Origin of the sequence: Labedella gwakjiensis (genome assembly GCF_003014675.1) — a bacterium.
Taxonomy (GTDB): domain Bacteria; phylum Actinomycetota; class Actinomycetes; order Actinomycetales; family Microbacteriaceae; genus Labedella; species Labedella gwakjiensis.
This window is the reverse complement of the sequence record NZ_PYAU01000001.1, coordinates 2178657-2204964: the sequence shown is the minus strand read 5'-3', so window position 1 is coordinate 2204964 and position 26308 is coordinate 2178657. Positions and strand designations below refer to the sequence as shown.

The following is a 26308-nucleotide window of genomic DNA, read 5'->3' as shown; positions in this document are numbered from 1 at the left end:
CGCCTCCATACGGACCAACACGGGAGACAGGCTATCGGCTCGCCATGAACGACGACGAGCGTCAGGGGCGGAGCAGCACCTTGATGGCGCGCCGCTCGTCCATCGCGGAGTAGGCCTCCGCGACCTCCGAGAGCGGCAGCTCGAGATCGAAGACGAGACCGGGCTCGAGGCTGCCTGACAGCACCTCGGGGAGGAGTTCCTCGATGTAGTTCCGCACGGGGGCGACACCGCCGCGCACGCCGACGTTCGTTCCGAACATGCGGCGCATCGGCAGCTCGGGGCCTCCGTTCGGCACTCCGACGAAGCCCACCTGGCCACCCGGACGGGCCGAGCGGAGAGCCTGGTCCATCGACTCCTTCGTTCCGACGCACTCGAGCACGCAATCGGCGCCGACGCCGTCGAACATGGCGTGGATCGCGTCGACGCCCTCGTCGCCGCGTTCCGCGACGATGTCCGTCGCGCCGAAACGCGTTGCGAGGTTCTGGCGCGACTCGTGGCGCGACATCGCGACGATGCGCTCAGCTCCCAGACGCTTCGACGCGAGCACGGCGCACAGTCCGACAGCGCCATCGCCCACGACGACGACCGTCTTCCCCGGGCCGACGCCGGCCGAGACGGCCGCGTGGTGCCCGGTCCCCATCACGTCGGCGAGGGTGAGGAGATGCGGGATGAGCTCGTCTGACGGCTGCTCCGGCGTCGCGACGAGGGACCCGTCGGCGTGCGGGACACGCACGAACTCGCCCTGGCCGCCGTCGGCGAAGGCACCGGAGCGGTCGTCAGCACCCCACCACCCGCCCTCGAGGCACGACGTGCTGAACCCGTTGCGACAGTTCACACACGTCATGTCGCAGTCGTAGAAGGGCGCGATCACGAAGTCGCCGACCTTCACGCGGCTCACGTCGTCGCCCACCTGCTCCACGATCCCGACGAATTCGTGGCCGATGCGCTTCGGCTCCTCGGTCTCGGTGACGCCGCGGTACGGCCACAGGTCGGAGCCGCACACGCACGATGCGACGACCCGCACGATGGCGTCGCCCCCGGTGGACAGGACGGGATCCGGAACGGACTCGAAGCGGACATCGTGGGCTGCGTGGATGACGGCTGCATGCATAGGACGAGCCTACGACTCCCGCGGGGTGCACCCCGATCGATCTCCGCACCTGTCACGCCCGGCCCCGGTCGTCAACCGTCTGTCCGCTCGGGCGGTCCCTTCGTACGCTGAGCGGAGTCGAGACCACTCTCGACCCGAGACGAGGAGGACCACATGGCTCCCGAGGACACCCAGGACGCACCCATCATGGACGGCGCCAAGGAGGAGTGGGCGGCCAAGCGCGCCGAGGACGAGAAGAAGGGGCCGGGCGAGCACCTCGGCGGCTCCGGCGGTCTCTCCGAGCACATCGGCGAGGACGGGAGCGACGGCGCCCCGATCTACGACAGCCGGTCCACTCAGCACACGTCGAACCACGCCGACACCGACGGCCTCGAGCCCACGGACCCGATCGAGGCCGCCCGCCTCGACCAGTCGACGCCTGGCGCCCAGGAGTCGGACGACCACGAACCCGCGCGACCCGGACCGGGCGACGAGCACTCCGACGACACGCACGCCGTGGAATCGCACACCGTGGAGAACGAGACCGACCCGGACATCGATCCGGAGCCGCGTCAGGCCTGAACCGCGTCAGGCCTGAACCGCGTCGGGCCTGGGCCGTTCGATCGGCATTCGGCACCCGTCGTCCACAGGGGCGGCGGGTGCCATTGTTTACGCAGAGTTGCGCGGGGACCGTCGGGCGTCCGCGTCGCCCCGTAGCGTTGACGACGTGACCGACGCACCCCCTCCTCCCTCCGCCACGATCGCGAACCTCCTCGACGAGATCCGCTCGTTCCCCGCGCCCGCTCACATCGCGGCGACCGCCAATGTCGGCGCATCCTGGGCCGAACGGGCCGCGGCCGACCCTGTGGCGTTCTGGGAGGAGCAGGCACACCGCCTCGACTGGCACACGCCGTGGCACACCGCCCACACATGGGAGCCCGTGCGCCGTGCCGACGACGGCTCGCTCACCGTCCCCCACACCGAATGGTTCTCCGGCGGCCGCCTCAACGTCGCCGTCAACTGCGTCGACCGTCACGTGGCCGCCGGCCGTGGAGACAAGGTCGCGCTCCACTTCGAGGGCGAGCCCGGCGACAGGCGCAGCATCACCTATGCGGAACTCGAACGCGAGGTCGCCAGGGCGGCGAACGCTCTCACAGCGCTCGGCATCGGGAAGGGCGACCGGGTGGTCGTCTACCTCCCGGTCATCCCCGAGACCGTCATCGCCACTCTCGCGATCGCCCGCATCGGCGCCATCCACTCACTCGTCTTCGGCGGCTTCTCCGCCGAGGCGCTCGCGTTCCGCGTGCACGACACCGGGGCGAAGCTCCTCATCACGACCGACGGACAGTTCCGACGAGGCAAGGCCGTCGCCGTCAAGGAGAACGCCGATCGTGCCGTGGCCAGTGCCGACGCGATCGAGCACGTCCTCGTGGTCCGACGAACGGGGCAGCAGACTCCCGACATCCCGTGGACGGACGGCCGCGACGTGTGGTGGCACGACGCGCTCGATGCCGCGCCCGCCGAGCACTCCCCCGAATTCTTCGACGCCGAGACGCCGCTGTTCATCATCTACACGTCGGGCACCACGGGGAAGCCGAAGGGCCTCGTGCACACGTCCGGCGGCTATCTCACGCAGGCCTCGTTCACCCACTGGGCCGTCTTCGACGCGAAGCCCGACGACGTGCACTGGTGCACAGCCGACCTCGCGTGGGTCACTGCCCACACGTACGAGATCTACGGCCCGCTGTCGAACGGGCTCACCCAGGTGATCTACGAGGGCACGCCAGACACCCCGCAGCGCACGCGGCACTTCGAGATCATCGAGCGGTACGGCGTCACCACCTACTACACGGCCCCCACGCTCATCCGCACGCTCAGCTCGTGGTTCCCGAGCGGGGTGCCGTCCGAATTCGACCTCTCGAGCATCCGGCTCCTCGGAACGGTGGGCGAGGCGATCAACCCCGAGGCGTGGATGTGGTTCCGCGAGAACATCGGGGCGGGCTCGGCCCCGATCGTCGACACGTGGTGGCAGTCCGAGACGGGAGCGGCCGTGCTCGCCCCCCTCCCCGGCGCGAGCACCCTGAAACCCGGATCGGCGACTCGAGCCCTCCCCGGTCTTGGCGTCCGCATCGTCGACGAGGCCGGCGACACGGTGCCATACGGTTCCGGCGGGTACCTCGTGGTGGATCGCCCGGGTCCGTCGCTCGCCCGCACCGTGTGGGGCGACCCGGAGCGCTACCGCGACGCCTACTGGACGCGGTTCTGGGAGCAGGGCTTCTTCTTCTCGGGAGACGGGGCGAAGTGGGACGCCGACGGCGACATCTGGGTGCTGGGCCGAGTCGACGACGTGATGAACGTCTCGGGCCACCGCCTGTCGACGATCGAGATCGAGTCGGCGCTCGTCTCCCACCCCGACGTGGCCGAGGCCGGTGTCGTGGGCGTGGCCGACCCGGTGACCGGCCACGCGATCGCCGCCTTCGTCATCCCGTCGGGGCGCGACGTCGCGGAGTCCAGCGACCCGGCGGCCTGGCGGCGGCGCTCCACCGCACTCACCGAGACCCTCCGCGCTCACGTGGCCGAGGTCATCGGGCCGGTGGCGAAGCCGCGGTGGATCCTCGCCGTTCCCGACCTCCCGAAGACGCGTTCGGGCAAGATCATGCGCCGGCTCCTCGTCGACATCGCCGACGGCCGCCCCCTCGGAGACGTCACGAGCCTGCAGGACGATTCGGTGCCCGGCACCATCGAGACGATCTTCCATACTCAGGAATAGAAGCGTCGGAGAGCGATGTTGACGATGTCGAGGACGACGGGGTCCGGTCACCATGCACCTGACGGAAAGAAGCAGACCATGAGCATCACGACCCCCGATCGCCTCGCCCACACGAGCGTCCCCATCAGCGAGGTCATCGCCGGCCGATGGAGCCCGCGATCCTTCGACCCGACCGCAGCCTTCGAGGAGACGGCGCTCGTCGCCGCTCTCGAAGCCGCGCGATGGGCTCCCTCCGCGAGCAACACGCAGCCGTGGCGCTTCATCGTCGGACGTCGCGGCACGGACACGTTCCGGCGTATCGCCGACGCGCTCGTCCCCTTCAACGCCGCGTGGGCCGCGAGCTCGCACGCCCTCGTCGTCAACATCGCCGAGACCTCGACCGCCGACGGCACGCCGCTGCCGTGGGCGATCTACGACCTCGGTCAGGCCGCGGCCACGTTCAACCTGCAGGCGCACAAGAGCGGCCTGCACACGCACCCGGTCGGCGGCTTCGACGTGGACGCGATCCGCGCCTCGTTCGGTCTCGACGAGCGGCTCGTTCCCGTCACGGTCACAGCCGTCGGCGTGCTCGGCTCGCCCGACGCCCTCGAGTCGGACATGCTCCGCGAGCGCGAGACCGCACCCCGGTCGCGCAAGGACCTCGACGAGATCGTGCTCGTCAACGACTGACGACGACTGACCCCCGACCGACGACCCACGATCGATCCCCCGGTTTCCCGCAGCTGAAACCGGGGGATCGTCTGGTCCAGGGGCGTCGGTCACGCGATACTGGAGACGCGGTTCTGCGCGAATTCCACCCGTCCGGGAATGGCGGGACGCCTCTCGCGGTTCTGCTTCGATATGCGCTCGGGCCCCTGACCCGCCGCGACGACTCATCCGCACGACAGCCCTCGCGTGACACCCCTCCGACAGGTCGGAGGACACACGGCGGTCGTCGCCTGCCGGATCACACACCACGAACGACGCGAGGCGACAGATGACAGAACAGAAGACTCTCCCCGACCGATCGGCGCCCGCGTCCGACGCTCTCTCCCCGCGAGACCGCTCCGTCATCACGCTGCTTCTCGTCTCGGCGTTCGTCGTCATCCTCAACGAGACGGTCATGGGCGTCGCCCTCCCGAACCTCATGGCGGACTTCGGCATCGAAGCGCACGTCGGACAGTGGCTCACCACCGCCTTCCTTCTCACGATGGCCGTCATCATCCCCATCACGGGGTTCCTCATCCAACGCGTGAAGACGCGGACGCTGTTCGGCGCCGCGATGACGCTCTTCAGCATCGGAACGCTCGCGGCCGCAATCGCGCCCACCTTCGAGATCCTCCTCGTCGGTCGGGTGATTCAGGCGAGCGGGACGGCCGTCATGATGCCTCTGCTCATGACCACCGTCATGACCCTCGTCTCACCCGCCAGCCGCGGACGCATGATGGGCAACATCTCCATCGTCATCTCCGTCGCGCCCGCCGTCGGACCGACCGTCTCCGGCCTCATCCTCGAGATCCTGAACTGGCGCTTCATCTTCTGGCTCGTCCTCCCCATCGCGGTCGCGTCGCTGATCCTCGGCCTCAGCCGGATGAAGAACGTCGGAGAGCACACAGACGCCCGCATCGACCCCGTGTCCGTCGTGCTGTCGGTGTTCGGCTTCGGCGGGATCGTCTACGGCCTCAGCTCACTCGGCGAGGGCGCGAGCGGTACGCCGATCGTTCCCGTGTGGGTGCCGTTCGTCGTCGGCGCCGCCGGCCTCGCTCTGTTCATCACGCGTCAGCTGCTCCTGCAGCGCACCGACCGCGCCCTGCTCGACCTGCGCACGTTCCGCTCCTCGACGTTCGCGGTCACGGTGGTGCTCATGGCCGCGATGATGATGGCCCTCTTCGGCACGATCATCCTGCTCCCCATCTACCTGCAGAACGTGCTGGGGCTCGAGCCGGTCGAGGCCGGCCTGCTCCTCCTGCCGGGCGGCCTGCTCATGGGCCTCGGCGCGCCGTTCGTCGGACGCGCCTACGACCGTCTCGGGGCACGACCGCTCCTCGTACCCGGCACCATCATCGTCGCGGCGGCCCTGTGGGGCCTCGCCATGCTGGCCACCGAGTCGACGCCCGTCTGGACGATCCTCCTGCTGCACGTCGTCCTGAGCGCGGGTCTCTCCCTCACGTTCACCCCGCTCTTTACGGCGGGACTCGGCGCGGTCGAACCGCGTCTCTATTCGCACGGCAGCGCGATCATCGGGACGACCCAGCAGCTCGCCGGTGCGGCGGGCACCACCCTGTTCGTCTCGGTCATGACGGTGGGCACGGCATCACTCCTCGCGAGCGGCGCGAGCGAGGTGGCCGCAACGGCGGGCGGCGTGCACACCGCCTTCTTCTACGGAGGCGCCATCTCCACCCTCGCGATCATCGCGGCGTTCTTCGTGCGTCCGTCGCCGGTGACGGCCGACACCCCGGCCGTCGCGCACCACTGATCCTGTCGAGAGGGTCGACTGCCTGGGCACGGTAGCGACCCTCCGACGATCGGTCCATCCCCCCACAGGCTGATGGCGCCATCGGTGGCTCTCGGTAACGTGGAGACCATGATGGACACACGACGGAACATCACGATCCTCGGCGGATCCGCTCTGGTTCTGGCTCTCGCCCTCACCGGGTGCGCCACCACCGAACCCGCCGCATCCACCCCGACGGCCAGCGAATCCGCCCCCGCGTCGGCGAGCGCGACTCCCGAGGAGAGCGCGTCAGAGACCCTCGTGCGCGACTACCTGTCGGCGATCGCCGCGGAGGACAGTGCGGCCGCCTGGGCGCTGTTGACGCCGGAGGCGCAGTCGTTCTATGGCGGCGACCCCGAGGTCTACGCATCCTGGTTCGGCCGAGACGGCGTGACCACGCCGGAGGAGGCCACGGCCTTCGCCGACGTCAACCTCACGGAGACCGAGGGTCCGGAAGGCGCCTTCACACTCGTGAGCGCCCAGACCGACGCCGCGGCCGATGCATGGATCGTCCGCGAGACCGACGTCGGGCCGCTCATCGACGACGCCGGCATCCCGACCACTGGCGGTTCCCTGTACGAGTGGCGGAACCCCGCGAGCGGGGCGGAGGACCAGGCCGAGGCCGGCGCCTTCGACGCGGCAGAACCGGCGAAGATCTTCTTCGCGAGCCCCGAGAGCTTCGACTCCGATACCCCCTCGACGATCGGCTACCCCGACACGGTGTGGGCGTACATCGACGGCACGGAGGTCCCGGCCGAGACCGGCGCCGCGTCGGACGCCGGGAAGGAGTTCACCGTCGCCACCGATACGACCGGGGCGGACACCGCGCAGGCTCTCACGGTGGTCTGGCAGGTCGGGGACGACTCGCTCGGGTGGCGCAGCAGCACCGTCCTCATCGCTTCCTGAGCCGCTCGGGCCCTGCGAAGAACGTCCTCCGTGCTCGACTCGGGCACGGAGGACGTTCTTCGCAGGGGACGTCGACTAGACGGCGTGAGGCACGAGCGGCTGCACCGTGAGGGCGTCCGTCGTCCCGTCGAGATCCACCCGCACCGTGTCGCCGTCGCGGATCGACCCGTCGAGGATCGCGATGGCGAGCTTGTCGTCGATCTGGCTCTGCATCAGACGACGCAGTGGCCTCGCTCCGTAGATCGGGTCGTAGCCGCGCTCGGCGAGCCACGCCCGCGCGTCGGGCGTCACCGCGAGCTCCAGGCGGCGTTCGGCCAGTCGCCGCTGCATCCGATCGATGTAGAGCTCGACGATCTGTCCGAGCTCTTCCTCGGAGAGCGTCTGGAACACCACGATGTCGTCGAGGCGGTTCACGAACTCCGGCTTGAACGACTGGCGGACGAGGGCCTGCACCGTGGCCTCCTTCTGCTCGTCCGGGATCGACGGGTCCACGAGCACGTGCGAGCCGAGGTTCGACGTGAGGATGAGGATCGTGTTGCGGAAGTCCACCGTGCGCCCTTGACCGTCGGTGAGCCGACCGTCGTCGAGCACCTGCAGGAGGATGTCGAACACCTCGGGGTGGGCCTTCTCCACCTCATCGAACAGCACGACGGAGTAGGGCCGGCGGCGCACAGCCTCGGTCAGCTGACCGCCCTGCTCGTACCCGACGTAGCCGGGGGGCGACCCGACGAGCCGCGACACGGAGTGCTTCTCCCCGTACTCCGACATGTCGATGCGGATCATCGCCTTCTCATCGTCGAAGAGCTGCTCCGCGAGTGCCTTCGCGAGCTCCGTCTTGCCGACGCCCGTCGGACCGAGGAAGAGGAACGACCCGGTCGGTCTGTTGGGGTCGGAGATGCCGGCCCTCGAGCGCCGCACGGCGTCGGCGACGGAACGCACGGCGCGCTTCTGACCGATGAGCCGCTTGCCGAGCTCCGCCTCGAGGTGCAGGAGCTTGTCGGTCTCACCCTGCAGGAGACGCCCGACGGGGATGCCCGTCCACGCCGCGACGACCTCGGCGATGTCCGCCTCGGTCACCTGGTCGCCCACCATGCGGTCGCCCTGCGGCTCCTGCTCTGCGCGCTCGGCCTCGACGATCGCCGCCTGCGTGGGGCGGACCTCCTCGTACTCGATGCGGGAGGCCTTCTGGTAGTCGCCGTCGCGCATGGCGCGGTCGAGCCGCATCTTCGCCTCGTCGAGCCGCGTCTTGAGGTCGCCGAGACGGTTGAGGGACGCCCGCTCCTGCTCCCAGCGCGCCTGCAGCCCGGCGAGTTCCGCCTCGCGCGCCTTCAAGTCCTCGCGCAGCTTGGCGAGCCGATCGCGCGACGCGTCGTCCTTCTCCCGCTTGAGCGCGAGCTCCTCGAGCTTCAGACGATCGACGCTGCGTCGCAGCTGGTCGATCTCGACGGGGGCCGAGTCGATCTCCATCCGGAGCCTCGACGCGGCCTCGTCGATGAGGTCGATGGCCTTATCGGGAAGCTGACGCGCGGGGATGTAGCGGTTCGAGAGCGCGGCGGCGGCCACGAGCGCGGAGTCCGCGATCGCGACCTTATGGTGCGCCTCGTAGCGCTCCTTCAGTCCGCGTAGGATGGCGATGCTGTCCTCGACGCTCGGCTCCCCCACGAAGACCTGCTGGAACCGCCGCTCCATGGCGGCGTCCTTCTCCACGTACTCGCGGTACTCGTCGAGAGTCGTGGCGCCGATGAGCCGCAGCTCACCGCGGGCGAGCATGGGCTTCAGCATGTTCGAGGCGGCGACAGACCCTTCACCGCCGCCCGCCCCCATGAGGATGTGGAGCTCGTCGACGAAGGTGATGATGCGTCCCTCCGCCTCGTTGATCTCCTTGAGCACGGACTTCAGCCGCTCCTCGAACTGGCCGCGGTACATCGCTCCGGCCACGAGGGCCGCCATGTCGAGGGCGACGATCTCCTTGCCCTTGAGCGACTCGGCGACGTCTCCGGCGACGATGCGCTGCGCGAGACCCTCGACGACCGCGGTCTTTCCCACGCCGGGCTCACCGATGAGCACGGGGTTGTTCTTCGTGCGTCGCGTGAGCACCTGGCTGACACGGCGGATCTCCGCGTCACGGCCGATGACGGGGTCGAGCGTGCCGTTGCGGGCGACCTCGGTGAGATTCACGCCGTACTGTTCGAGGGCGCTCTTCTGGTCCTCCTGGGGAGGCTGCTGACCCGGTTGCATGAGTATGGTCTCCTTCATCACAGACTTGAGTCGGTGTGACTCAAGTTTATCGCTTCACTGAGGGAAACACCATGGGCGCGGGCGGGCATTCCCGGTGTGCGGATTCCTGCCGGCTCACGCAAGATGGGCTCATGCGGAGCATCGAACTCACTCTCGACGACGCCACGGATGCGGCGGTCCGCGCGGAATGGCGTACCCTCGCCGATCATGAGCTGCCGAGCCTCGCATCGCACACCGCCGCGAGCAATGCGCCGCACGTCACCCTCGTGGCGGGCGAGCGCCTCGACCGGGCTCAGATCCCGACGGACGCGTTCGACAGGCTCCCCCTGCCGCTGCACTTCGGCGCCGTCGCGGTGTTCCCTGCGGCGCGCGACCGCTTCGTCCTGATCCGCACCGTCGTCGTCACGACCGAGCTGCTCGCGCTCCACACCCACGTCGTCGGAGCGTCCACCGACCCCGTGCCGACGAGCCTTCCCGGCGCGTGGACGCCGCACGTCACGCTCGCCCGCCGCCTCACCGCCGACCAGGTCGCGCTCGCCCTCCCCCTCCTCCCCCCACTCTCGGACGGCACGCTCACGGCGGCCCGCTTCTGGGACGGCACCACCAAGACCCTCACCCCCCTCCCCCATTAAGATCGCGATACAGCACGAAAGCACGTGCCGTGTCGCGATCTTTTTGGGGTATGGGTAGCGGGGTCAGAGGTCGTCAGAGGTCGAAGAGGCTCCGGGGGACGGCGCGCGGGGGTGCGCCGTCGAAGCGGGCGAGGCTCAGGCTCGCGACGTCGGGGTCCGCGGGGGTACCCTCCGCGAGGTCGGCCAGGATCAGCCCCATTACGGCGGAGAACTTGAAGCCAGCCCCGGAATCGCCGCACGCGATCACCACGCCGCCATCGAGACGATCGACGACGAAGCGCCCGTCGGGCGACGCCGTCCACGAGCACACCGCGGCGTCGAGGGCGTGGGGGGCGATGCCCGGCATGTCCCGGCGGACGCGTTCCACCGTCTCGCGCGTGCGCTCGACACTCGGCGTGCGGTCGTGGTCGTCCTCCGCCCAGTCGCGGATCGCGTCATCGATGCCGATCTTGTAGCCGACGCCGGGCGTCGGCATCGCGTAAATGCCGAACTCGTCGCCGGACGGTGCGTCGATGAAGCCGGGGAAGTCGTCGGTGAGATGCGGTGCAGCGGGGTCGCCCACGTGCACGACCTGTTCGAGCACCGGCAGGAGGGGCACGTCGATGTCGAGCCCCGCGAGGAGCGGTGACGAACCGGGACCGGCCGCGAGCACGACGACGTCCGCGTCGAGCATCGCGCCGTCGGACAGATGGATGCGAGGGCCGGCGCCCGTCCGCTCGACACGGGTGACCGTTCGCCCGAACTCCGTGTGACCGCCGTCCGCGGCGAAGAGGCGCGCCTGAGCGGCGAGAGAGTCCGCGGCGAGCACGGAGCCGCCGTCCGGCGCCCACACCGCGTCGCGTCCGTCGGAGCGGAGCCCGGGGAAGAAACGCCCGACGTCCTCCGCGTCCACGGAGGTGTATTCGACACCCTCCGCATCCAATGTGCCGACGAGCCGATCGAGCCCCGCGTCGTCGCGCCAGAGGAGTCCGCGGCGGATGAAGGCGGGTGTGCCCGAGCGGGCCGTAAGCCGCTCCATGGCCTCGAGCCCGCGCCGCGCGAGCCGCACCTTCACGGGGTCAGGATCGGCGAATCGCCATAACCGGGTCGGGCCGGACGAGGACGACAGCGCGTTCCCCACCCCGTAGCGGTCGACGAGCACGACTTCGTGCCCGCGAGCCTGCAACTCGGCTGCAGCGGGCAGCCCCCACGCTCCCGCACCGACGACGACGATCCTCATACGTCCATCCTGCCGCCCCGGACGCCATCCGTCGTGCGGCGCTGCTGCGAGCGGTGATACCGTGCGAATCGGACCGAACGATCCATCCGCACACGACATCTCACCCGGAGGCGACCGTGAGACCCTGGCTGCTGCTCGCCGGCGCGATCGCCGTCGAGGTCACCGCGTCGCTGTCCCTCAAGGCGGCGCTCGATGTCCCCGGCTGGTACGTCGCAGTCGTGATCGGCTACGTCGCGTCGTTCGTCCTCCTCGGCCTCGTGCTCCGCGCCGGTATGCCGCTCGGCGTCGCCTATGGCGTGTGGGGCGCGACGGGAGTCGCGGCCACAGCACTCCTCGCCGCGGTCCTCTTCGGCGAACCGCTCACCCCGATCATGCTCGGCGGCCTCGTCCTCATCATCGGCGGCGTGCTGTGCGTCGAGCTCGGCTCCCAACGGGCTGCTGCGCGCCGCGCCGGGAGCGCCACGAGCACCGGAGCGAGCGCCTGATGGACTGGGTCTTCCTGATCGGCGCAATCCTCACCGAGGTGACGGCGACGCTCGCGCTGCGCGCGGCCGTCGGCGGTCGCCGTCTGCTCTACATCGTCGTCGCGGTCGGCTACGTGGCCGCGTTCTCCCTGCTGTCACTCTCGCTCGGGGCCGGTATGCCGCTCGGCATCGCCTATGGCATCTGGGCCGCCGCGGGTGTCGCCCTCACCGCGGTCGCGAGCACGCTCATCTTCAAGGAGCCGTTCTCGGTGCTCATGGCGATCGGCATCGCCCTCATCATGGGCGGCGTCCTCCTCGTCGAAGTCGGCTCGGCCCCCTAACCAAAGGACTACTCCCGAGCGAGGGCGCCACCTACGCCTGCCGCCCTCGACATGGAACTGGCGCCCTCGCGCCCACGACACTCCGCGCCCGGCAGGCCATATCCCCTTCAGAGGCATGAGCGACACGTCGAGTGGGAGGATCGTTTGTGTGCGATTCGTCCTGACTGCCGATCATGAGACCCCAGAGCGTGCGCCGTTGGTCATCAGGCCAGGCGACATCGTTCAGGTCGGCGATCGAGATACGGAGTGGCCGACATTCGTGTTCGTCACGACCCCGCAGGGAGCAGGATGGGTCCCCTCGCGTCATCTGGACATCGACGGCTTCGTTGGCATCGTTCGCGTCGGATATCACACCACCGAACTCCCCGCGTCTTCCGGCGAGACGGTCGATGTCCTCGCAGATGATCCGGAAAGCGACTGGTCCTGGTGCCGGGACACCGACGGTCGCGAGGGATGGATACCTCACCGCGTGCTCTCGACGTGAGTCGCACTCATCCGAGTGGCCGGCGAGGGGGAATCGCTTCCTCGATCCCTGTCGAGGGCGCCAGATACGCCTCGAGGGCGCCAGGTGCAACTGGCGCCCTCGCTCGGGAGTAGCCCCTTCGGGTCAGGTGCGGCGGGTGCGCTTCTCGCGCACGCGCATGTTGACCTGGATCGGCGTTCCCTCGAAGCCGTAGATCTCTCGCAGACGGCGCTGGATGTAGCGGCGGTAGCCGGGGTCCAGGAAGCCCGTCGTGAAGAGCACGAATGTGGGCGGGCGGCTCGACGCCTGCGTGCCGAACAGGATGCGCGGCTGCTTCCCGCCGCGCAGCGGGTGCGGGTGCGACTGGGCGAGCTCGGCGAGGAACGCGTTGAACTTGCCCGTAGGCAGGCGCGTGTCCCACGACTCGAGGGCCAGTTCGAGCGCCGGCACGAGCTTCTCCATGTGACGACCGGTGCGCGCGGAGATGTTGACGCGCGGAGCCCACGACACGTGCGCGAGGTCCTGCTCGATCTCCCGCTCCAGGTAACGGCGGCGCTCGTCGTCGAGAAGATCCCACTTGTTGAACGCGAGCACGAGCGCGCGGCCCGACTCGAGCACGAGGTCGATGATGCGCACGTCCTGCTCGCTGATCGGCTCGCTGACGTCGATCATGACGACGGCGACCTCCGCCTTCTCGAGCGCTGCCGACGTGCGGAGCGACGCGTAGAAGTCGGCGCCCTGCTGCAGATGAACACGGCGGCGGATGCCGGCGGTGTCGACGAAGCGCCAGAACTTGCCGGCGATCTCCACCTGCTCGTCCACGGGGTCGCGAGTGGTACCCGAGAGCTCGTTGACGACGACGCGCTCCTCGCCCGCCGCCTTGTTGAGCAGACTCGACTTGCCGACGTTCGGGCGACCGAGGATCGCGACACGGCGGGGTCCGCCGACCTCCTCCTTCGCGACCGCCGACACCTGCGGCAGCTTCGTCATGATGAGGTCGAGGAGGTCGGCGACGCCGCGACCGTGCAGGGCCGAGACGGGGTGCGGCTCGTCCAGTCCGAGGGACCACAGCTCGGCGATGTTCGGCTCCTGCCGCACGTCGTCGACCTTGTTCGCCACGAGGAAGGTCGGCTTGCCCGAGCGACGGAGGAGCTTCACGACCTGCTCGTCGGTGCTCGTCGCACCCACGTTGCCGTCGACGACGAAGAGCACGAGGTCGCAGAGGTCGATGGCGACCTCGGCCTGAGCGGCGACGGACGCGTCGATGCCCTTCGCGTCGGGCTCCCATCCACCGGTGTCGACGAGGGTGAAGAAGCGCGAGTTCCACTCGGCGCGGTACGAGACGCGGTCACGTGTGACGCCGGGGGTGTCCTCCACGACCGCCTCGCGACGACCGAGGATGCGGTTCACGAGAGCGGACTTGCCCACGTTCGGGCGTCCGACGATCGCGACGACGGGGAGCGCCGGCAGGTACCTGATGGCGTCCGGGTCGTCCGTGACGGTCTCGAGGACGGCGAGGTCCTCGTCGTCCAGGTCGTAGTCGTCGAGGCCGCTGCGCAGGGCGGCGGTGCGCTGCGCGGCGAGGTCGTCGTCGAGGGACTCGAGCGCGGTCGCCAGACCGTCGTCGGTCGTGTCGGGCTCGTCGTAGTCGTCAGCCATGGGAGGTCCTTGTCGTTTCGCGCGCGATCACCTCGAGCACGGCATCGACGGTCTGGTCGAAGTCGAGGTGGGTGGAATCGACCGTCACGACGCCATCCGCAGCGGTGAGGAAGTCCACCACGCGGGAGTCGGCCCGGTCACGGGAGCGGAGCTGCTCCCCGACGTCAGCCGCCGATTCGCTCGTGAGCTCGGCGGAGCGTCTCGCCATTCTAACCTCTTCGTCCGCCGTGAGGAGGATCCGGGCCTCTGCATCGGGCGCGACGACGGTCGTGATGTCGCGTCCCTCCACCACGATCCCGTCGTGCGGGGCGGCGTCCATCGTGGAGCGGAAGATCGACGTGACGAAGGATCGCACCTCGGGCACGCGCGCGACGGCGCTCACGGCGGCCGAGACGCGCGGCTCCCGGATGGCGTCCGTCACGTCGGTCTCCCCGACCATGACGACGGGTTCGCTCGGGTCGATCGAGATCGAGTAGTCGAAGGCGCCGAGAGAGGAGAGCACGGTCTCGGTGTCCTCCGGCGCGATGTCCCGATCGAGGACGAACCAGGCCAGGGCGCGGTACGCCGCCCCGGTGTCGAGATAGTCGAAGCCGAGGCGACGGGCCGCCGCCTTGGACACGCTCGACTTCCCGCTGCCCGCCGGTCCGTCGATCGCCACGATGATGTCGGCCATGGTTCTACACGCTCGCAATCCGCCAGCCGCGCGCCTCGAGTTCGTCGACGGCGCGTCGCTGCACTTCGGGGAGGACACCGATCTCGGCGAGACCGATCTGCGCGCCGGGCGAATGCTCGAGCCGCAGGTCCTCCATGTTGATCCCGATCTCGCCGAGCTCCGTGAGGAGTCGTCCCAGCTGACCGGGGGTGTCGTCCACCATGACGACGATCTGGGCGAACCGGCGGTCCTGCCCGTGTTTTCCGGGGAGCCTCGCGACTCCGGCGTTGCCCGCCGCGATCACGTCGGCGATCTCGCGTCGTGAGCCCGGGGCGTCGGGGGCGCGCAGGGCGTCGGCGACGACGGAGAGGTCGGCGACGAGGCGATCGAGCACCTCGACGACGGGCTCACCGTTCGCGGAGAGGATCTGCACCCACAGCTCCGGTTGGCTCGACGCGATGCGCACCGTGTCACGCAGCCCCTGTCCGGTGAGCCGCACGGCCGAGTCCGGGGCGTCGACGAGCTGCTTCGCGAGCGTGCTCGCGACGATCTGGGGCACGTGCGAGACGAGCCCGACGCTCGCGTCGTGCTCCTCCGGCGTCATCTCGATGGGCAGCGCGCCGAGGTCGAGCGCGAGGTCCTCCACGAGCGCGAGCGCGTCGCGCGGGGTCTCGTGGTCGCGGCAGATCACCCACGGCCGGCCGAAGAAGAGGTCGCCGCGCGCCGAGATGGCCCCGCCGCGCTCGCGTCCCGCCATGGGGTGCGAGCCGATGTAGCGGACGAGGTCCACGCCGCGGCGCTGCAGTTCGTGGAAGGGTGCGAGCTTCACGCTCGCCACGTCGGTCACGACGGCGCGCGGGAAGCGCGCGAGCTCCGCCTCGATCACGTCGGCGACGACGTCCGGCGGGACGCAGACGATCACGATCGACGGGTCGTCGTCCTCGCGCTCGGCGCGGCCCGCCCCGTAGTCGATCGCGAGTCGCAGCTGGCTCGGAGAGGCGTCGGCGAGGATCGCGTCGACCCCGTTCTCCCGGGCGGCGAGCCCGATGCTCGCGCCGAGGAGACCGGCGCCGACGACGCGGATCTGGCCCGCCAGTCGCGCGGCCTTCGCTTCGTTCACTCGTTCTCCCGTGCGGAGCCGCCGTCGCGCGAGATCGTCAGGAGCTCCCCGAGCTCCACCTTAGTGAGGTCGCGATACGCGCCCGATCGGAGCGTGCCGAGGTGCAGCGGGCCGAACTGGCGGCGTACGAGATCGATGACGGGGTGGCCGACGGCCGCCATCATCCGTCGCACGATCCGGTTCTTGCCCGAGTGGAGCGTGATCTCGACGAGGGACGTTCCCTCTGCCTTGCCCGAGCCGGCCGCGAGGATGCGCACGGCGTCCGCGGCGATCGGACCGTCGTCGAGCTCGATCCCCGTCTTGAGCTTCTGCACCGTCTGCGCCGACACGGCGCCGTCGACCTTCGCGACGTACGTCTTGGCCACCCCGAACGACGGGTGCGCGAGCACGTGCGCGAGGTCGCCGTCGTTCGTGAGGACGAGGAGCCCTGACGTTTCCGCGTCGAGGCGACCGACGTTGAAGAGCCGCTCCTCGAAGTCGTCCGTGAACCGACGGAGGTCGGGACGGCCGTTCTCGTCCTTGAGCGAGCTGACGATGCCGCGCGGCTTGTTCAGCATGATGTAGCGCTTCGACGTGTCGAGCTGGACCGCCTGCCCGTTGACCGCCACGAGATCCGTCTCGGGGTCGATGCGACGACCGGGTTCGGTCACGAGCTCGCCGTTGACCGTCACACGGCCCTCGGCGATGAGCTGCTCGGACACGCGGCGCGAGGCCACGCCGGCGGCGGCCATCACCTTCTGCAGGCGGATGCCCTCGGGCTCCTCGCCCCAACTCTCAACGGACATCGACGTCGAATCCTTCCTGGCCGTCGGCGAGCAGCGGCGAGATGAGCGGCAGTTCGTCGAGCGAGTTGATCCCGAGCTGGTCGAGGAGCACATCGGTCGTGCCGTAGTTGATCGCACCGGTCTCGCTGTCGGTGAAGAGCTCGGTGATGAGGCCGCGACCCAGCAGGGTGCGCACCACCGAGTCGACGTTGACGGCTCGGATCGACGCGATCGCGCTTCGGGAGATGGGCTGCTTGTAGGCGACCACCGCGAGGGTCTCGAGCGCGGCCTGCGACAGGCGCGACGGGTTCTGCTGGTTGACGTAGTCGGAGACGAGGGTGTCGTACTCGGCGCGCACGTAGAAGCGCCAGCCGCCGCCGACCTCGCGCAGCTCGAAGCCGCGACGCACCGTGCCGTCCGACCCGTCGTAGTCCGCGACGAGGCGATCGATCGCCTCGTGCACGACCGGAACCGGCTTGCCGAGCGCGGCCGCGAGACCCACCACGCTCTGCGGTTCGTCCGCCACCATGAGGAGCGCCTCGATCGCACGCTCCACGTCGACGTCCGGCGGCGCGATCGGTCCGGCGGGGACGTCGGTCGCGTCGGACGTCGGCGTCTCGTCCGTCACGGCGTCGTCCGGCGCTGCGTCATCCGGCGTTGCGACATCCGGCACTGCGTCATCCGTCATAGTCGGCCCCCAGGTTGGCGAGATTCTCTTCCGTCCAATTCTCCGCGGTCCAGCGGACCGTCAGCTCCCCGAGCGGCTCGAGCTGCTCGAACGAGATGGACGCGTGCCGGTAGAGCTCGAGGACCGCGAGGAAGCGGGCGATCACGACGCCCTTCTGCTCGGCGCCCGCGACGAGCTGCCGGAACGTCATCGACTCCCCGTGTCTCAAGAGGGCCACGACCTGCGCCGCCTGCTCCCGGATGCTCACGAGCGGAGCGTGCAGGTGGTCGAGCCCCACGACGGGGATCTCGCGCGGAGTGAGGGCGAGGGTCGCGATCGCGGCGAAGTCCTCGAGGGTGAGGGTCCACACGAGCTCGGCCGTGCGCTGGCGGAACTTCTCCTCGAGCCGCACGGATCGCGCGTGACGCGTGCCCTCGGCGTCGAACCGCGACTGGAACCACGCCGACGACTCCTTGAACGCGCGGTACTGCAGCAACCGCGCGAAGAGCAGGTCGCGGGCCTCCAGAAGCGCCACGTCCTCGGCGTCCACGAGCTCTCCCTGCGGCAGGAGGCCGGCGATCTTGAGGTCGAGGAGGGTGGCCGCGACCACGAGGAACTCCGACGTCTGGTCGAGGTCGGCGTCGTCGCCGAGACCGCGGATGTGGGCGAGGAACTCGTCCGTCACGACGGAGAGGGCGATGTCGGTGATGTCGAGTTCGTGCTTCGAGATCAGCGAGAGCAGCAGGTCGAACGGTCCCTCGAAGTTGGACAGTTCGACGCGGAAGCCGTCCGATTCGGTGCGCTCAGGCGACCGCGCCACGAGCCACCAGTTCCCTCGCGAGCTGGCGGTACGCCTTCGCGGCCGGGTGCTCTGGAGCGAACGACGTGATCGGGGTGCCCGCGACGGACGCGTCGGGGAACTTGACCGTGCGACCGATGACCGTCTCGAGGACGTCGTCGCCGAACGCCTCGACGACCCGCTCGAGCACCTCGCGCGAGTGCAGGGTGCGCGAGTCGAACATCGTGGCGAGGATGCCGTCGAGCTCGATGGCGGGGTTGAGCCGGTCGCGCACCTTCTCGATCGTTTCGATGAGCAGCGCGACGCCGCGCAGGGCGAAGAACTCGCACTCGAGCGGGATGAGGACCCCGTGGCTCGCCGTGAGCGCGTTGACCGTGAGGAGGCCGAGTGACGGCTGGCAGTCGATGAGGACGACGTCGTAGTCACTCGTGACCTGTCGGAGGACACGCGCCAGGATCTGCTCGCGCGCGACCTCGTTCACGAGGTGCACTTCCGCGGCGGAGAGGTCGATGTTCGCCGGGATGATGTCGAGACCGGGGATCCGTGTCTCCTGGATCGCCTCGGCGGCCGGGCGCTTCGGGTTGAGGAGCAGGTCGTAGATCGTGAGGCCCTCGTGCGTGCCGATGCCGAGTCCGGCGGAGAGCGCACCCTGGGGATCGAAGTCGATGACGAGGACGCGCCTGCCGTACTCCGCCAGGGAGGCGGCGAGGCTGATGGTGGTCGTCGTCTTGCCGACGCCGCCCTTCTGGTTGCACAACGACACGATGCGCGCCGGGCCGTGACCCGAGAGGGGTGCGGGGGTGGGGAAGTCGCTCAGTGGCCGCCCGGTCGGCCCCATCTTCGGCACCGCCGCGACGTCGGGCGATGCAGAATCCGGCGAGGGGAAGAGGGCGGAGTCATCGCTCACGTCGCTTCTGCTCTTCACGTCGCTCCCTCCGCACTCGCCGCCGTCGGGGACGGCGACCCACCGGTGGACACCGGTGCTTGAGTCTCGATTGTAGCCGCCGGGCGGCGGGCAGCTCAGCGGGCGCGCGGGTGTGCGGTGGTGTAGACGTCGCGTAGGGAATCCGCCGTCACGAGGGTGTAGATCTGCGTCGTGGCCACGGAGGAGTGTCCCAGCAGCTCCTGCACCACACGCACGTCGGCTCCGCCCTGGAGGAGGTGGGTGGCGAAGGAGTGGCGGAGCGTGTGCGGCGACACCTCCTCGGTCAGTCCGGCGCGTTCGGCGGCGGCGCGGATGACGAGCCACGCGCTCTGCCGGGACATGCGTGCGCCGCGCATCCCGAGGAACAGGGCCGGCGTCGACGGGCCGACGGCGGACAGGGTCGGCCTCCCCCTCACGAGGTAGGCATCGATCGCCGCGCGAGCGTATCGCCCGAGAGGCACGATGCGCTGCTTGTCTCCCTTGCCGGTCAGACGCACGATGTCCGGCTCGACGACGTCGTCCACGTTGAGCCCCACCGCCTCGGAGACGCGCGCGCCGGTCGCGTACAGCAGCTCGAGCAGTGCGTGGTCGCGCAGGGACGCCACGTCCTCTCCCTCCGTGGCACCGAGCAGCGCCTCGATCTGGGAGATCGTGAGGGCCTTGGGGAGGCGCCGGCCGAGCTTCGGAGGCCGCACGTCGCGCGAGACGTCGCCGTCGACCTCGCGCTCCTCGAGCAGGAATCGGTGGAACCCCCGGACGGAGGACAGCGTGCGTGCGATGGACGAGGCCCCGAGGGGCTTCTCCTCGCGCGTCGCGAGTGCTCGCGAGAAACCCGTGACGTGCGCCGGGAGGATGTCCCCGGCCCCCTCGACGCCTTCCGAGGTCAGCCAGTCGACGTAGGCGGAGAGGTCGCGCCGATACGCGGCGATGGTGTTCGCCGAGAGTCCGCGTTCGATCTGCACGTGCCGCACGTACTCGTCGACGGCCCGCGCGAGCGTCATGGCGCCGGGCGGAGCTTCGGGTGACGGTCCCACGGGCTGTCCGCGGGCGCGAGTGTCGACCAGCCACGAGCGCGCGACGCGTGGGCGGCGAGCGCCCCGATCGCGAGGGACGGGTTCTGCACGCGCCGTGCGAGCACGGCGTCGACGGCCTCGTCGAGGGGCACCCATGCCACCTCGATGTCGGCCTCCTCCTCTGTGCGCTCGAAGACCCGTTCCGTGGCCGACAGCCCGCGTGCGAGGTAGACGCGGATGACCTCGTTGTTTCCGCCGGGACTCGTGGCGAACTCCGCGAGGACGTCCCAGTCGGTGGCGCGGAGGTCGGCCTCCTCCTCGAGTTCGCGCTGCACGGCGACGAGGGGGTCCTCCCCCTCCACGTCGAGGAGCCCTGCCGGGATCTCCCACTCGCGGAGGCCGACGGGGTGCCGGTACTGGCGGATGAGCAGGACGCGGTCCTCTTCGTCGAGAGCGAGGACCGCGACGGCGCCGGTGTGGTCCGTGTATTCGCGCACGATCGACGAGCCGTTGTAGTCGAACGTGTCGCGACGGATGTCCCAGACGCGCCCCTCGAAAACACGCTCGCTCTCCGCGACCTCGACGGCGAAGGGGACGTCTTCCAGCGGGGACGATGTCATGACGTTCCTCTCAGCGGCCTGCGGGCCTCAGGGCGAACAGGACGGACGACGCCGCTCAGGCGTCGACGTCCTCGTCGAAGAGCTGGCTGGCCTGGTGACGCTCGAGCGACGCGGCGACGAGGCCGGCGAAGAGCGGATGGGCGTGGTTCGGGCGCGAGCGCAGTTCGGGGTGCGCCTGCGTGCCCACGTAGAACGGGTGCACCTCGCGGTCGAGCTCCACGTACTCCACGAGCCGCCCGTCGGGAGACGTGCCGGAGAAGCGCAGGCCGGCGTCCGCGATGCGGTCGCGGTACTCGTTGTTGACCTCGTAGCGGTGGCGGTGGCGCTCCGAGATCTCGTTGGAGCCGTAGAGGTCGGCCACCACGGAGCCTTCGGCGAGCGCCGCCGGGTAGAGTCCGAGTCGCATCGTGCCGCCGAGGTCGCCGCCGGCGATGATCTCGACCTGCTCGGCCATCGTCGCGATCACGGGGAACGCCGTGTCGGGGTCGAACTCGGTCGAGCTCGCTCCCTCGAGTCCGGCCTCGGTGCGCGCGTACTCGATCACCATGCACTGGAGGCCGAGGCACAGACCGAGCGCGGGGATGCCGTTCTTGCGAGCGAACGTGAGCGCGCCGAGCTTGCCCTCGATGCCGCGGATTCCGAAACCGCCGGGCACGCAGATGCCGTCGACCTGACTGAGCACGCGCGCGGCGCCCTCCGGCGTCTCGCACTCGTCCGACGGCACCCAGACGATCTTGACCTTCGTGTCGTGGGCGAAGCCGCCGGCCTTAAGGGCCTCGGTGACCGAGAGGTACGCGTCGGGCAGGTCGATGTACTTGCCGACGAGGCCGATGGTGATCTCGTGCTTGGGCTCGTGGACGGCGCGGAGGAGCCCGGCCCAACCGGACCAGTCCACGTCCGATGCGTTCAGGCCGAGGGCGTCGATGATGTACGCGTCGAGGCCCTGGTCGTGCAGCATCGTGGGGATGTCATAGATGGAGGGGACGTCGACGGCGTTGACGACCGCGTCCTCGTCGACGTCGCACATGAGCGCGATCTTGCGCTTGTTCGACTCGGTCACGGGGCGGTCGCTGCGGAGCACGAGGGCGTCCGGCTGGATGCCGATCGAGCGGAGAGTCGCGACGGAGTGCTGCGTCGGCTTCGTCTTCTGCTCGCCTGACGCGCCCATGAACGGCACGAGGGACACGTGCACGAAGAAGACGTTCTTCCGTCCGAGCTCGTGACGCACCTGGCGGGCCGACTCGATGAAGGGCTGCGACTCGATGTCGCCGACCGTGCCGCCGATCTCGGTGATGATGACGTCGGGCTGCGGGTCCTCGGAGGCCTGCAGACGCATGCGGCGCTTGATCTCGTCGGTGATGTGGGGGATGACCTGGACGGTGTCGCCGAGGTACTCGCCACGCCGCTCCTTCGCGATGACGCTCGAGTAGATCTGCCCCGTCGTGACGTTCGCCGCCTGGCTGAGGTCGATGTCGAGGAAGCGCTCGTAGTGGCCGATGTCGAGGTCCGTCTCGGCTCCGTCGTCGGTCACGAACACCTCGCCGTGCTGGAACGGGTTCATCGTTCCCGGGTCCACGTTGAGGTACGGGTCGAGCTTCTGCATCACGACGTGCAGGCCGCGCGCGGTGAGCAGATTACCGAGGCTGGCGGCGGTGAGGCCCTTGCCGAGCGAGGAGACGACACCACCCGTGACGAAGATGTGCTTCGTCGTGCCGCTCGGGTTTCGAGCAGCCCGAGCATTCTCAGAGGAGAGAGATGAGGGGGTCTCGGAAGAGGGAAGGGGGTCCGTGCTGTAAATGTCCGCCACGGGCTTCTATCCTAACAGTCGGGAATCGTCAGCGGACAGCGCGAGGAGTTCCTTCGCGTGCGTCAGTCCGGACTCGGAGTCGGGCAGCCCCGACAGCAGGCGCGCCATCTCGGAGACGCGTTCGTCCCCGTCCAGCCGCACCACGCTCGACGACGTGACCGATCCGTCGCTCTGCTTCCGCACGCTGAGGTGGTTCGTGGCGAAGGCCGCCACCTGGGCGAGGTGGGTGACCGCGATCACCTGCGACGATTCGGCGAGTCGGGCGAGTCGCCGCCCGATCTCGATCGCGGCCGCGCCGCCCACGCCCGAGTCGACCTCGTCGAAGACGAAGGTGGGAACCGGGTCGGTGCTGGCGATGACGACCTCGATCGCGAGCATGACCCGGGAGAGCTCGCCGCCGGATGCCCCCTTCGCGAGCGAGCGCGGCTCAGCCCCGCTGTGCGGCTGGAGCAGGAACCGGACATCGTCGCGACCGCTCGCCGTGAGGTCGCCCGTCGAGTCCACGACGATCGAGAGCTGCGCGTCCGGCATGGCGAGGGCCGTGAGTTCCGCGCTCACACGCTCCCCGAGCTGGGCGGCGGCCGCCGAACGCAAGGCGCTCACCTCGTCGGCGAGTCGGGTGACGAGCTCCTCGTCCTCGCCCACCTGGCGGGTGAGCTCCTCGATCCGCTCGTCGTCCGAGTCGAGTTCGACGAGGCGGGCGCTGCCGGTGTCGAGCACCGCGATCACGTCGTCGAGCGTGGGACCGTACGCGCGCATGAGACCCGTGAGCACGGCCCGCCGCTCGTTCACGATCTCGAGCTCGCGTGCTCCGTCTGCGTCGACTTCGGCGAGGTACGTCGACAGGTCGGCCGCGACGTCGGCCGCGAGGTAGCCGATGTTGGCGAGCTGCTCGCCGATCGCCGCGAGGGTCGGGTCTGCGTCGCTCGCGTCGTCGACGAGGCGTCTGGCGCTGCCGATGAGGCCGACCACGTCGATGCCGTCGGGCTCCTCAGCCGACAGCGCCTCACGCGCGCCTGCCGCGGCGAGCCGGAGGGCCTCGAGGTTGCCGAGCCGGACGGCGCGGACAGCGAGCTCCTCGTCCTCCCCCGGCTGCGGTGCGGCCACCTCGATGGCCGCGATCGTCTCCCGGAGGGTCGCCGCCTCCGCGGCTCGGGCGTCGCGTTCGTCTCGGATCGTGTCGAGTTCCGCCCGATTGGACCGCCACCGCGTGAAAGCGTGCGTGTAGTCCGCCAGGAGGTCGGCGAGCCCCGTGCCGGCGAAACGGTCGAGGGCCTCGCGCTGTGCGGTCGCCGACTTGAGCCGGAGCTGCTCCGACTGGCCGTGCACGACAACGAGCTTCTCGCCGAGCTCCGAGAGGATCCCGACGGGGGCCGCCCGCCCACCCACCGCTGCGCGGCTGCGGCCTTCCGAGGACACACTGCGTCCGAGGGTGAGCTCCGCGCGCCCCTCGCCGAACGGGTCGACATCACCGCCGGCCTCGCGCACGCGCTCGGTGACCGGCCCGTCCTCCGGCACGACCCAGCGACCGTCGACGCTCGCCCGTTCCTGACCGGAACGTACCGTGCCGCTGTCGGCACGCCCGCCGAGCAGGAGACCGAGCGCCGTCACGACCATGGTCTTTCCCGCGCCCGTCTCACCCGTGATCGCGGTGAAACCCGCGCCGAGCGGGAGCGTCGCCTCGGCGATCACGCCGAGGTCGCGGATCTCGATCTCCTCAATCACGACCGGCCGGCCCCCTCCAGCCCTCGACGGGCAGATGGAACTTGTGCACGAGGCGGTCCGTGAATGGGCCCTGATGCAGTCGCGCGAGACGCACGGGCACGCTCGAACGCCGTACGACGACGCGCGCGCCTGGTGGGAGCTCGTGCGCTCGCCTGCCGTCGGCCCACAGCACACCGGACCCCTGGTTGCGCGCGATGATCTCGATGGCGAGCGACGACTCGGGTCCGACGACGAGCGGGCGCGCGAAGAGCGCGTGCGCGCTCAGCGGCACGAGGGTGATCGCCTCGACGGTGGGCCACACGATGGGCCCGCCTGCCGAGAAGTTGTACGCGGTCGAGCCGGTGGGCGTGGAGACGACGACGCCGTCGCACCCGAAGGCCGACAGGGGCCGTCCGTCCACCTCGATGACCACCTCGAGCATGCGCTCACGGCTCGCCTTCTCCACCGTGGCCTCGTTGAGCGCCCACGTCTCGTAGACGACCTCGTGGTCGACCTTCACCCGGACGGAGAGCGTCATGCGCTCCTCGACCTGGTAGTCGCCGTCGATCGCACGGTGGACGGCCTCCGCCAGGTCGTCGCGCTCGCTCTCCGCGAGGAAGCCCACGTGCCCGAGGTTGACGCCGAGGAGGGGGGCGGTGCAGCCGCGCACGAGTTCCGCCGCCCGCAGGATCGTGCCGTCACCGCCGAGGACGATCACGAGTTCGAGGTCTGCCGCATCGACGTCCTCGTCGAGGATGAGGGTGTTCTGAGGGAGCACGCACGCGGCGGCGATGTCGTCCCACTCCTCGCGCCGCAGCACCGGGGTGGCGCCCCCGGCCGAGAGCTCCTCGATCACGGAGACGGCGGCGTCGATCGAATCGCGACGCCCCGTGTGCGACACCACGAGGATGGCGCGTTGTGCCCCGGTCATGCCCCTCCTGCTCCCGCGACCCGTCGGATCTCGTCGGTCCATTCTGACGGATCGCGACCCGTGCGCGGACTGAGATGCACGAGGTACTCGTGATTTCCGTGGAGACCGGTGATGGGGGACGACAGGACGCCGACGGTCGCGAGACCGCTCTCGGCCGCGACCGCGAGGACACGCGCGATGCTGTCGGCGCGCGCCTCGGGGTCGACGACGATGCCCTGCTTGATGAGGGTGCGTCCCACCTCGAACTGCGGCTTCACGAGCAGCACGAAATCGGCGTCGGGAGAGACGGCCGATCGCACGGGAGGGATGATGTGGGTGAGGGAGATGAAGGACAGGTCGCCGACGACGAGTTCGGGCGCCCAGTCGACCCCGCTCGCCGAGGCCAGGAGCTCGCTCGTGAGATCGCGCGCGTTGATCCCCTCCACCACGGCGACGCGTTCGTCCGAGCGCACCGGGTCGACGAGCTGGCCGTGGCCCACGTCGAGCGCGATGACGCCTCGGGCGCCCCGTCGCAGCAGCACCTCGGAGAACCCGCCCGTCGATGCGCCCACGTCGAGCGCACGCAGTCCGCGCGGATCCACACCGAACGCGTCGAGAGCATGGACGAGCTTCGCGGCAGCCCTGCTCACATAGTCGTCCGTCTGCTCGACGACGATGTGCTCGCCGTCCGAGACGGAGAGCGACGGCTTGGTGGCAACGGCGCCGCCGACCGTGACGAGACCATCGGCGATGAGCCGTGCCGCATGACTGCGTGATCGCGCGAGCCCGCGTTCGGCCAGGGCTGCGTCGAGGCGTGAGCCCGTCATCCGATGGCGCGGTCGGCGCCGGTCCGATCGGCGCTGATCCGATCGGCACTGATCCGATCGGCACTGATCCGATCGGCACTGTCGAGGACGGCCTTTAACTCGGCGTGCAGAGCGGTGTAGGCGTCGGCGCGTGTCTCGAGAGGCTGGTCCTCAATCACCCGGAGGCGCGAGACGAGGCCATCACCGTCGCCGATCACGTCGACCTCCTCGTCGGACGGTCGTGCGGCGCTCGGCTCGATGGACAC

General features: G+C 69.8%; 26 protein-coding genes. 9 read left to right on the top strand and 17 right to left on the bottom strand.

Features of this window, described 5'->3' with window-relative positions; all coding sequences use genetic code 11:
* Positions 1-61: 61 nt before the first annotated feature.
* Positions 62-1111, bottom strand: coding sequence for a zinc-dependent alcohol dehydrogenase family protein (locus tag CLV49_RS10445; RefSeq protein WP_106563489.1), 1050 nt, complete (start codon positions 1109-1111; stop codon positions 62-64).
* Positions 1112-1264: 153 nt separating this feature from the next.
* Between CLV49_RS10445 and CLV49_RS10440 the strand changes: the two genes are divergently transcribed.
* From CLV49_RS10440 to CLV49_RS10420, 5 genes are all read left to right on the top strand, one after another.
* Positions 1265-1672 (top strand): hypothetical protein, encoded by a 408-nt coding sequence (locus CLV49_RS10440; RefSeq protein ID WP_106563488.1) that lies wholly within the window; start codon positions 1265-1267, stop codon positions 1670-1672.
* Positions 1673-1817: 145 nt separating this feature from the next.
* Positions 1818-3860 (top strand): acetate--CoA ligase, encoded by a 2043-nt coding sequence (gene acs / locus CLV49_RS10435; protein WP_106563487.1) that lies wholly within the window; start codon positions 1818-1820, stop codon positions 3858-3860.
* A gap of 78 nt (positions 3861-3938) precedes the next feature.
* Positions 3939-4529 carry a nitroreductase family protein gene (locus tag CLV49_RS10430; RefSeq protein ID WP_106565019.1) on the top strand — a complete coding sequence of 197 codons (591 nt, stop codon included), beginning with the start codon at positions 3939-3941 and terminating at the stop codon, positions 4527-4529.
* Between the two features lie 307 nt (positions 4530-4836).
* Positions 4837-6315, top strand: coding sequence for an MDR family MFS transporter (locus CLV49_RS10425; RefSeq protein WP_106563486.1), 1479 nt, complete (start codon positions 4837-4839; stop codon positions 6313-6315).
* A 108-nt stretch (positions 6316-6423) separates the two neighbouring features.
* Positions 6424-7239, top strand: a complete 816-nt coding sequence (locus CLV49_RS10420; protein WP_127054339.1) for a hypothetical protein — start codon at positions 6424-6426, stop codon at positions 7237-7239.
* Positions 7240-7314: 75 nt separating this feature from the next.
* On the opposite strand, the gene CLV49_RS10415 is transcribed toward CLV49_RS10420, so the two are convergent.
* Complete coding sequence (locus tag CLV49_RS10415) at positions 7315-9477, bottom strand: ATP-dependent Clp protease ATP-binding subunit (protein WP_106565018.1); 2163 nt, start codon at positions 9475-9477, stop codon at positions 7315-7317.
* Positions 9478-9608: 131 nt separating this feature from the next.
* On the opposite strand from CLV49_RS10415, the gene CLV49_RS10410 reads away from it, so the two are divergent.
* A complete protein-coding gene (locus CLV49_RS10410) occupies positions 9609-10109 on the top strand; it encodes a 2'-5' RNA ligase family protein (RefSeq protein ID WP_106563484.1) in 501 nt (166 codons plus the stop codon).
* A 73-nt stretch (positions 10110-10182) separates the two neighbouring features.
* On the opposite strand, the gene CLV49_RS10405 is transcribed toward CLV49_RS10410, so the two are convergent.
* Positions 10183-11328 carry an FAD-dependent oxidoreductase gene (locus CLV49_RS10405; protein ID WP_106563483.1) on the bottom strand — a complete coding sequence of 382 codons (1146 nt, stop codon included), beginning with the start codon at positions 11326-11328 and terminating at the stop codon, positions 10183-10185.
* A 116-nt stretch (positions 11329-11444) separates the two neighbouring features.
* On the opposite strand from CLV49_RS10405, the gene CLV49_RS10400 reads away from it, so the two are divergent.
* The 3 genes from CLV49_RS10400 to CLV49_RS10390 all read left to right on the top strand — a co-directional run bounded on the left by CLV49_RS10400 (position 11445) and on the right by CLV49_RS10390 (position 12617).
* The gene (locus CLV49_RS10400) at positions 11445-11813 is read left to right on the top strand and encodes a DMT family transporter (protein ID WP_106563482.1); all 369 of its coding nucleotides are present in this window, start codon (positions 11445-11447) and stop codon (positions 11811-11813) included.
* Complete coding sequence (locus CLV49_RS10395) at positions 11813-12133, top strand: DMT family transporter (RefSeq protein ID WP_106563481.1); 321 nt, start codon at positions 11813-11815, stop codon at positions 12131-12133. The genes CLV49_RS10400 and CLV49_RS10395 overlap by 1 nt, the downstream gene beginning before the upstream one ends.
* A 148-nt stretch (positions 12134-12281) precedes the next feature.
* Complete coding sequence (locus CLV49_RS10390; protein WP_106563480.1) at positions 12282-12617, top strand: SH3 domain-containing protein; 336 nt, start codon at positions 12282-12284, stop codon at positions 12615-12617.
* A 123-nt stretch (positions 12618-12740) separates the two neighbouring features.
* Here the strand turns inward: CLV49_RS10390 and der are convergent, their stop codons facing one another.
* The 14 genes from der to CLV49_RS10320 form a co-directional block, all read right to left on the bottom strand.
* On the bottom strand, positions 12741-14255 hold the full coding sequence (gene der / locus CLV49_RS10385; protein ID WP_106563479.1) for a ribosome biogenesis GTPase Der: 1515 nt from the start codon (positions 14253-14255) through the stop codon (positions 12741-12743).
* A complete protein-coding gene (gene cmk / locus CLV49_RS10380) occupies positions 14248-14928 on the bottom strand; it encodes a (d)CMP kinase (protein WP_106563478.1) in 681 nt (226 codons plus the stop codon). The genes der and cmk overlap by 8 nt, the downstream gene beginning before the upstream one ends.
* 4 nt (positions 14929-14932) lie before the next feature.
* Positions 14933-16027 carry a prephenate dehydrogenase gene (locus CLV49_RS10375; RefSeq protein ID WP_106563477.1) on the bottom strand — a complete coding sequence of 365 codons (1095 nt, stop codon included), beginning with the start codon at positions 16025-16027 and terminating at the stop codon, positions 14933-14935.
* Positions 16024-16812, bottom strand: coding sequence for a pseudouridine synthase (locus tag CLV49_RS10370; RefSeq protein WP_106563476.1), 789 nt, complete (start codon positions 16810-16812; stop codon positions 16024-16026). The genes CLV49_RS10375 and CLV49_RS10370 overlap by 4 nt, the downstream gene beginning before the upstream one ends.
* Complete coding sequence (scpB, locus tag CLV49_RS10365; protein ID WP_106563475.1) at positions 16802-17479, bottom strand: SMC-Scp complex subunit ScpB; 678 nt, start codon at positions 17477-17479, stop codon at positions 16802-16804. Before scpB ends, CLV49_RS10370 begins: the two co-directional genes overlap by 11 nt.
* A complete protein-coding gene (locus tag CLV49_RS10360) occupies positions 17469-18278 on the bottom strand; it encodes a segregation and condensation protein A (protein ID WP_106563474.1) in 810 nt (269 codons plus the stop codon). Before CLV49_RS10360 ends, scpB begins: the two co-directional genes overlap by 11 nt.
* A complete protein-coding gene (locus CLV49_RS10355; RefSeq protein WP_106565017.1) occupies positions 18262-19095 on the bottom strand; it encodes a ParA family protein in 834 nt (277 codons plus the stop codon). Before CLV49_RS10355 ends, CLV49_RS10360 begins: the two co-directional genes overlap by 17 nt.
* 182 nt (positions 19096-19277) lie before the next feature.
* The gene (gene xerD / locus CLV49_RS10350) at positions 19278-20183 is read right to left on the bottom strand and encodes a site-specific tyrosine recombinase XerD (RefSeq protein ID WP_106565016.1); all 906 of its coding nucleotides are present in this window, start codon (positions 20181-20183) and stop codon (positions 19278-19280) included.
* Complete coding sequence (locus CLV49_RS10345; protein ID WP_106563473.1) at positions 20180-20815, bottom strand: NUDIX domain-containing protein; 636 nt, start codon at positions 20813-20815, stop codon at positions 20180-20182. Before CLV49_RS10345 ends, xerD begins: the two co-directional genes overlap by 4 nt.
* Before the next feature lie 55 nt (positions 20816-20870).
* On the bottom strand, positions 20871-22514 hold the full coding sequence (locus CLV49_RS10340) for a CTP synthase (RefSeq protein ID WP_106565015.1): 1644 nt from the start codon (positions 22512-22514) through the stop codon (positions 20871-20873).
* 114 nt (positions 22515-22628) lie between these two features.
* Positions 22629-24347 (bottom strand): DNA repair protein RecN, encoded by a 1719-nt coding sequence (recN, locus tag CLV49_RS10335; RefSeq protein WP_106563472.1) that lies wholly within the window; start codon positions 24345-24347, stop codon positions 22629-22631.
* Complete coding sequence (locus CLV49_RS10330) at positions 24340-25257, bottom strand: NAD kinase (protein ID WP_106563471.1); 918 nt, start codon at positions 25255-25257, stop codon at positions 24340-24342. Before CLV49_RS10330 ends, recN begins: the two co-directional genes overlap by 8 nt.
* Positions 25254-26063 (bottom strand): TlyA family RNA methyltransferase, encoded by an 810-nt coding sequence (locus CLV49_RS10325; protein ID WP_106563470.1) that lies wholly within the window; start codon positions 26061-26063, stop codon positions 25254-25256. Before CLV49_RS10325 ends, CLV49_RS10330 begins: the two co-directional genes overlap by 4 nt.
* Entirely contained in the window at positions 26060-26308 is a 249-nt protein-coding gene (locus CLV49_RS10320) for a hypothetical protein (protein WP_106563469.1), read from the bottom strand. Before CLV49_RS10320 ends, CLV49_RS10325 begins: the two co-directional genes overlap by 4 nt.

Excerpts from the sequence above, each read along its gene's own strand:
- CLV49_RS10445 (WP_106563489.1), bottom strand. The coding sequence starts at position 1,111 with ATGCATGCAGCCGTCATCCACGCAGCCCACGATGTCCGCTTCGAGTCC.
- CLV49_RS10440 (WP_106563488.1), top strand. The coding sequence starts at position 1,265 with ATGGCTCCCGAGGACACCCAGGACGCACCCATCATGGACGGCGCCAAG.
- CLV49_RS10430 (WP_106565019.1), top strand. The coding sequence starts at position 3,939 with ATGAGCATCACGACCCCCGATCGCCTCGCCCACACGAGCGTCCCCATC.
- CLV49_RS10425 (WP_106563486.1), top strand. The coding sequence starts at position 4,837 with ATGACAGAACAGAAGACTCTCCCCGACCGATCGGCGCCCGCGTCCGAC.
- CLV49_RS10420 (WP_127054339.1), top strand. The coding sequence starts at position 6,424 with ATGATGGACACACGACGGAACATCACGATCCTCGGCGGATCCGCTCTG.
- CLV49_RS10415 (WP_106565018.1), bottom strand. The coding sequence starts at position 9,477 with ATGCAACCGGGTCAGCAGCCTCCCCAGGAGGACCAGAAGAGCGCCCTC.
- CLV49_RS10410 (WP_106563484.1), top strand. The coding sequence starts at position 9,609 with ATGCGGAGCATCGAACTCACTCTCGACGACGCCACGGATGCGGCGGTC.
- CLV49_RS10405 (WP_106563483.1), bottom strand. The coding sequence starts at position 11,328 with ATGAGGATCGTCGTCGTCGGTGCGGGAGCGTGGGGGCTGCCCGCTGCA.
- CLV49_RS10395 (WP_106563481.1), top strand. The coding sequence starts at position 11,813 with ATGGACTGGGTCTTCCTGATCGGCGCAATCCTCACCGAGGTGACGGCG.
- der (WP_106563479.1), bottom strand. The coding sequence starts at position 14,255 with ATGGCTGACGACTACGACGAGCCCGACACGACCGACGACGGTCTGGCG.
- cmk (WP_106563478.1), bottom strand. The coding sequence starts at position 14,928 with ATGGCCGACATCATCGTGGCGATCGACGGACCGGCGGGCAGCGGGAAG.
- CLV49_RS10370 (WP_106563476.1), bottom strand. The coding sequence starts at position 16,812 with ATGTCCGTTGAGAGTTGGGGCGAGGAGCCCGAGGGCATCCGCCTGCAG.
- scpB (WP_106563475.1), bottom strand. The coding sequence starts at position 17,479 with ATGACGGATGACGCAGTGCCGGATGTCGCAACGCCGGATGACGCAGCG.
- CLV49_RS10355 (WP_106565017.1), bottom strand. The coding sequence starts at position 19,095 with ATGGGGCCGACCGGGCGGCCACTGAGCGACTTCCCCACCCCCGCACCC.
- xerD (WP_106565016.1), bottom strand. The coding sequence starts at position 20,183 with ATGACGCTCGCGCGGGCCGTCGACGAGTACGTGCGGCACGTGCAGATC.
- CLV49_RS10345 (WP_106563473.1), bottom strand. The coding sequence starts at position 20,815 with ATGACATCGTCCCCGCTGGAAGACGTCCCCTTCGCCGTCGAGGTCGCG.
- CLV49_RS10330 (WP_106563471.1), bottom strand. The coding sequence starts at position 25,257 with ATGACCGGGGCACAACGCGCCATCCTCGTGGTGTCGCACACGGGGCGT.
- CLV49_RS10325 (WP_106563470.1), bottom strand. The coding sequence starts at position 26,063 with ATGACGGGCTCACGCCTCGACGCAGCCCTGGCCGAACGCGGGCTCGCG.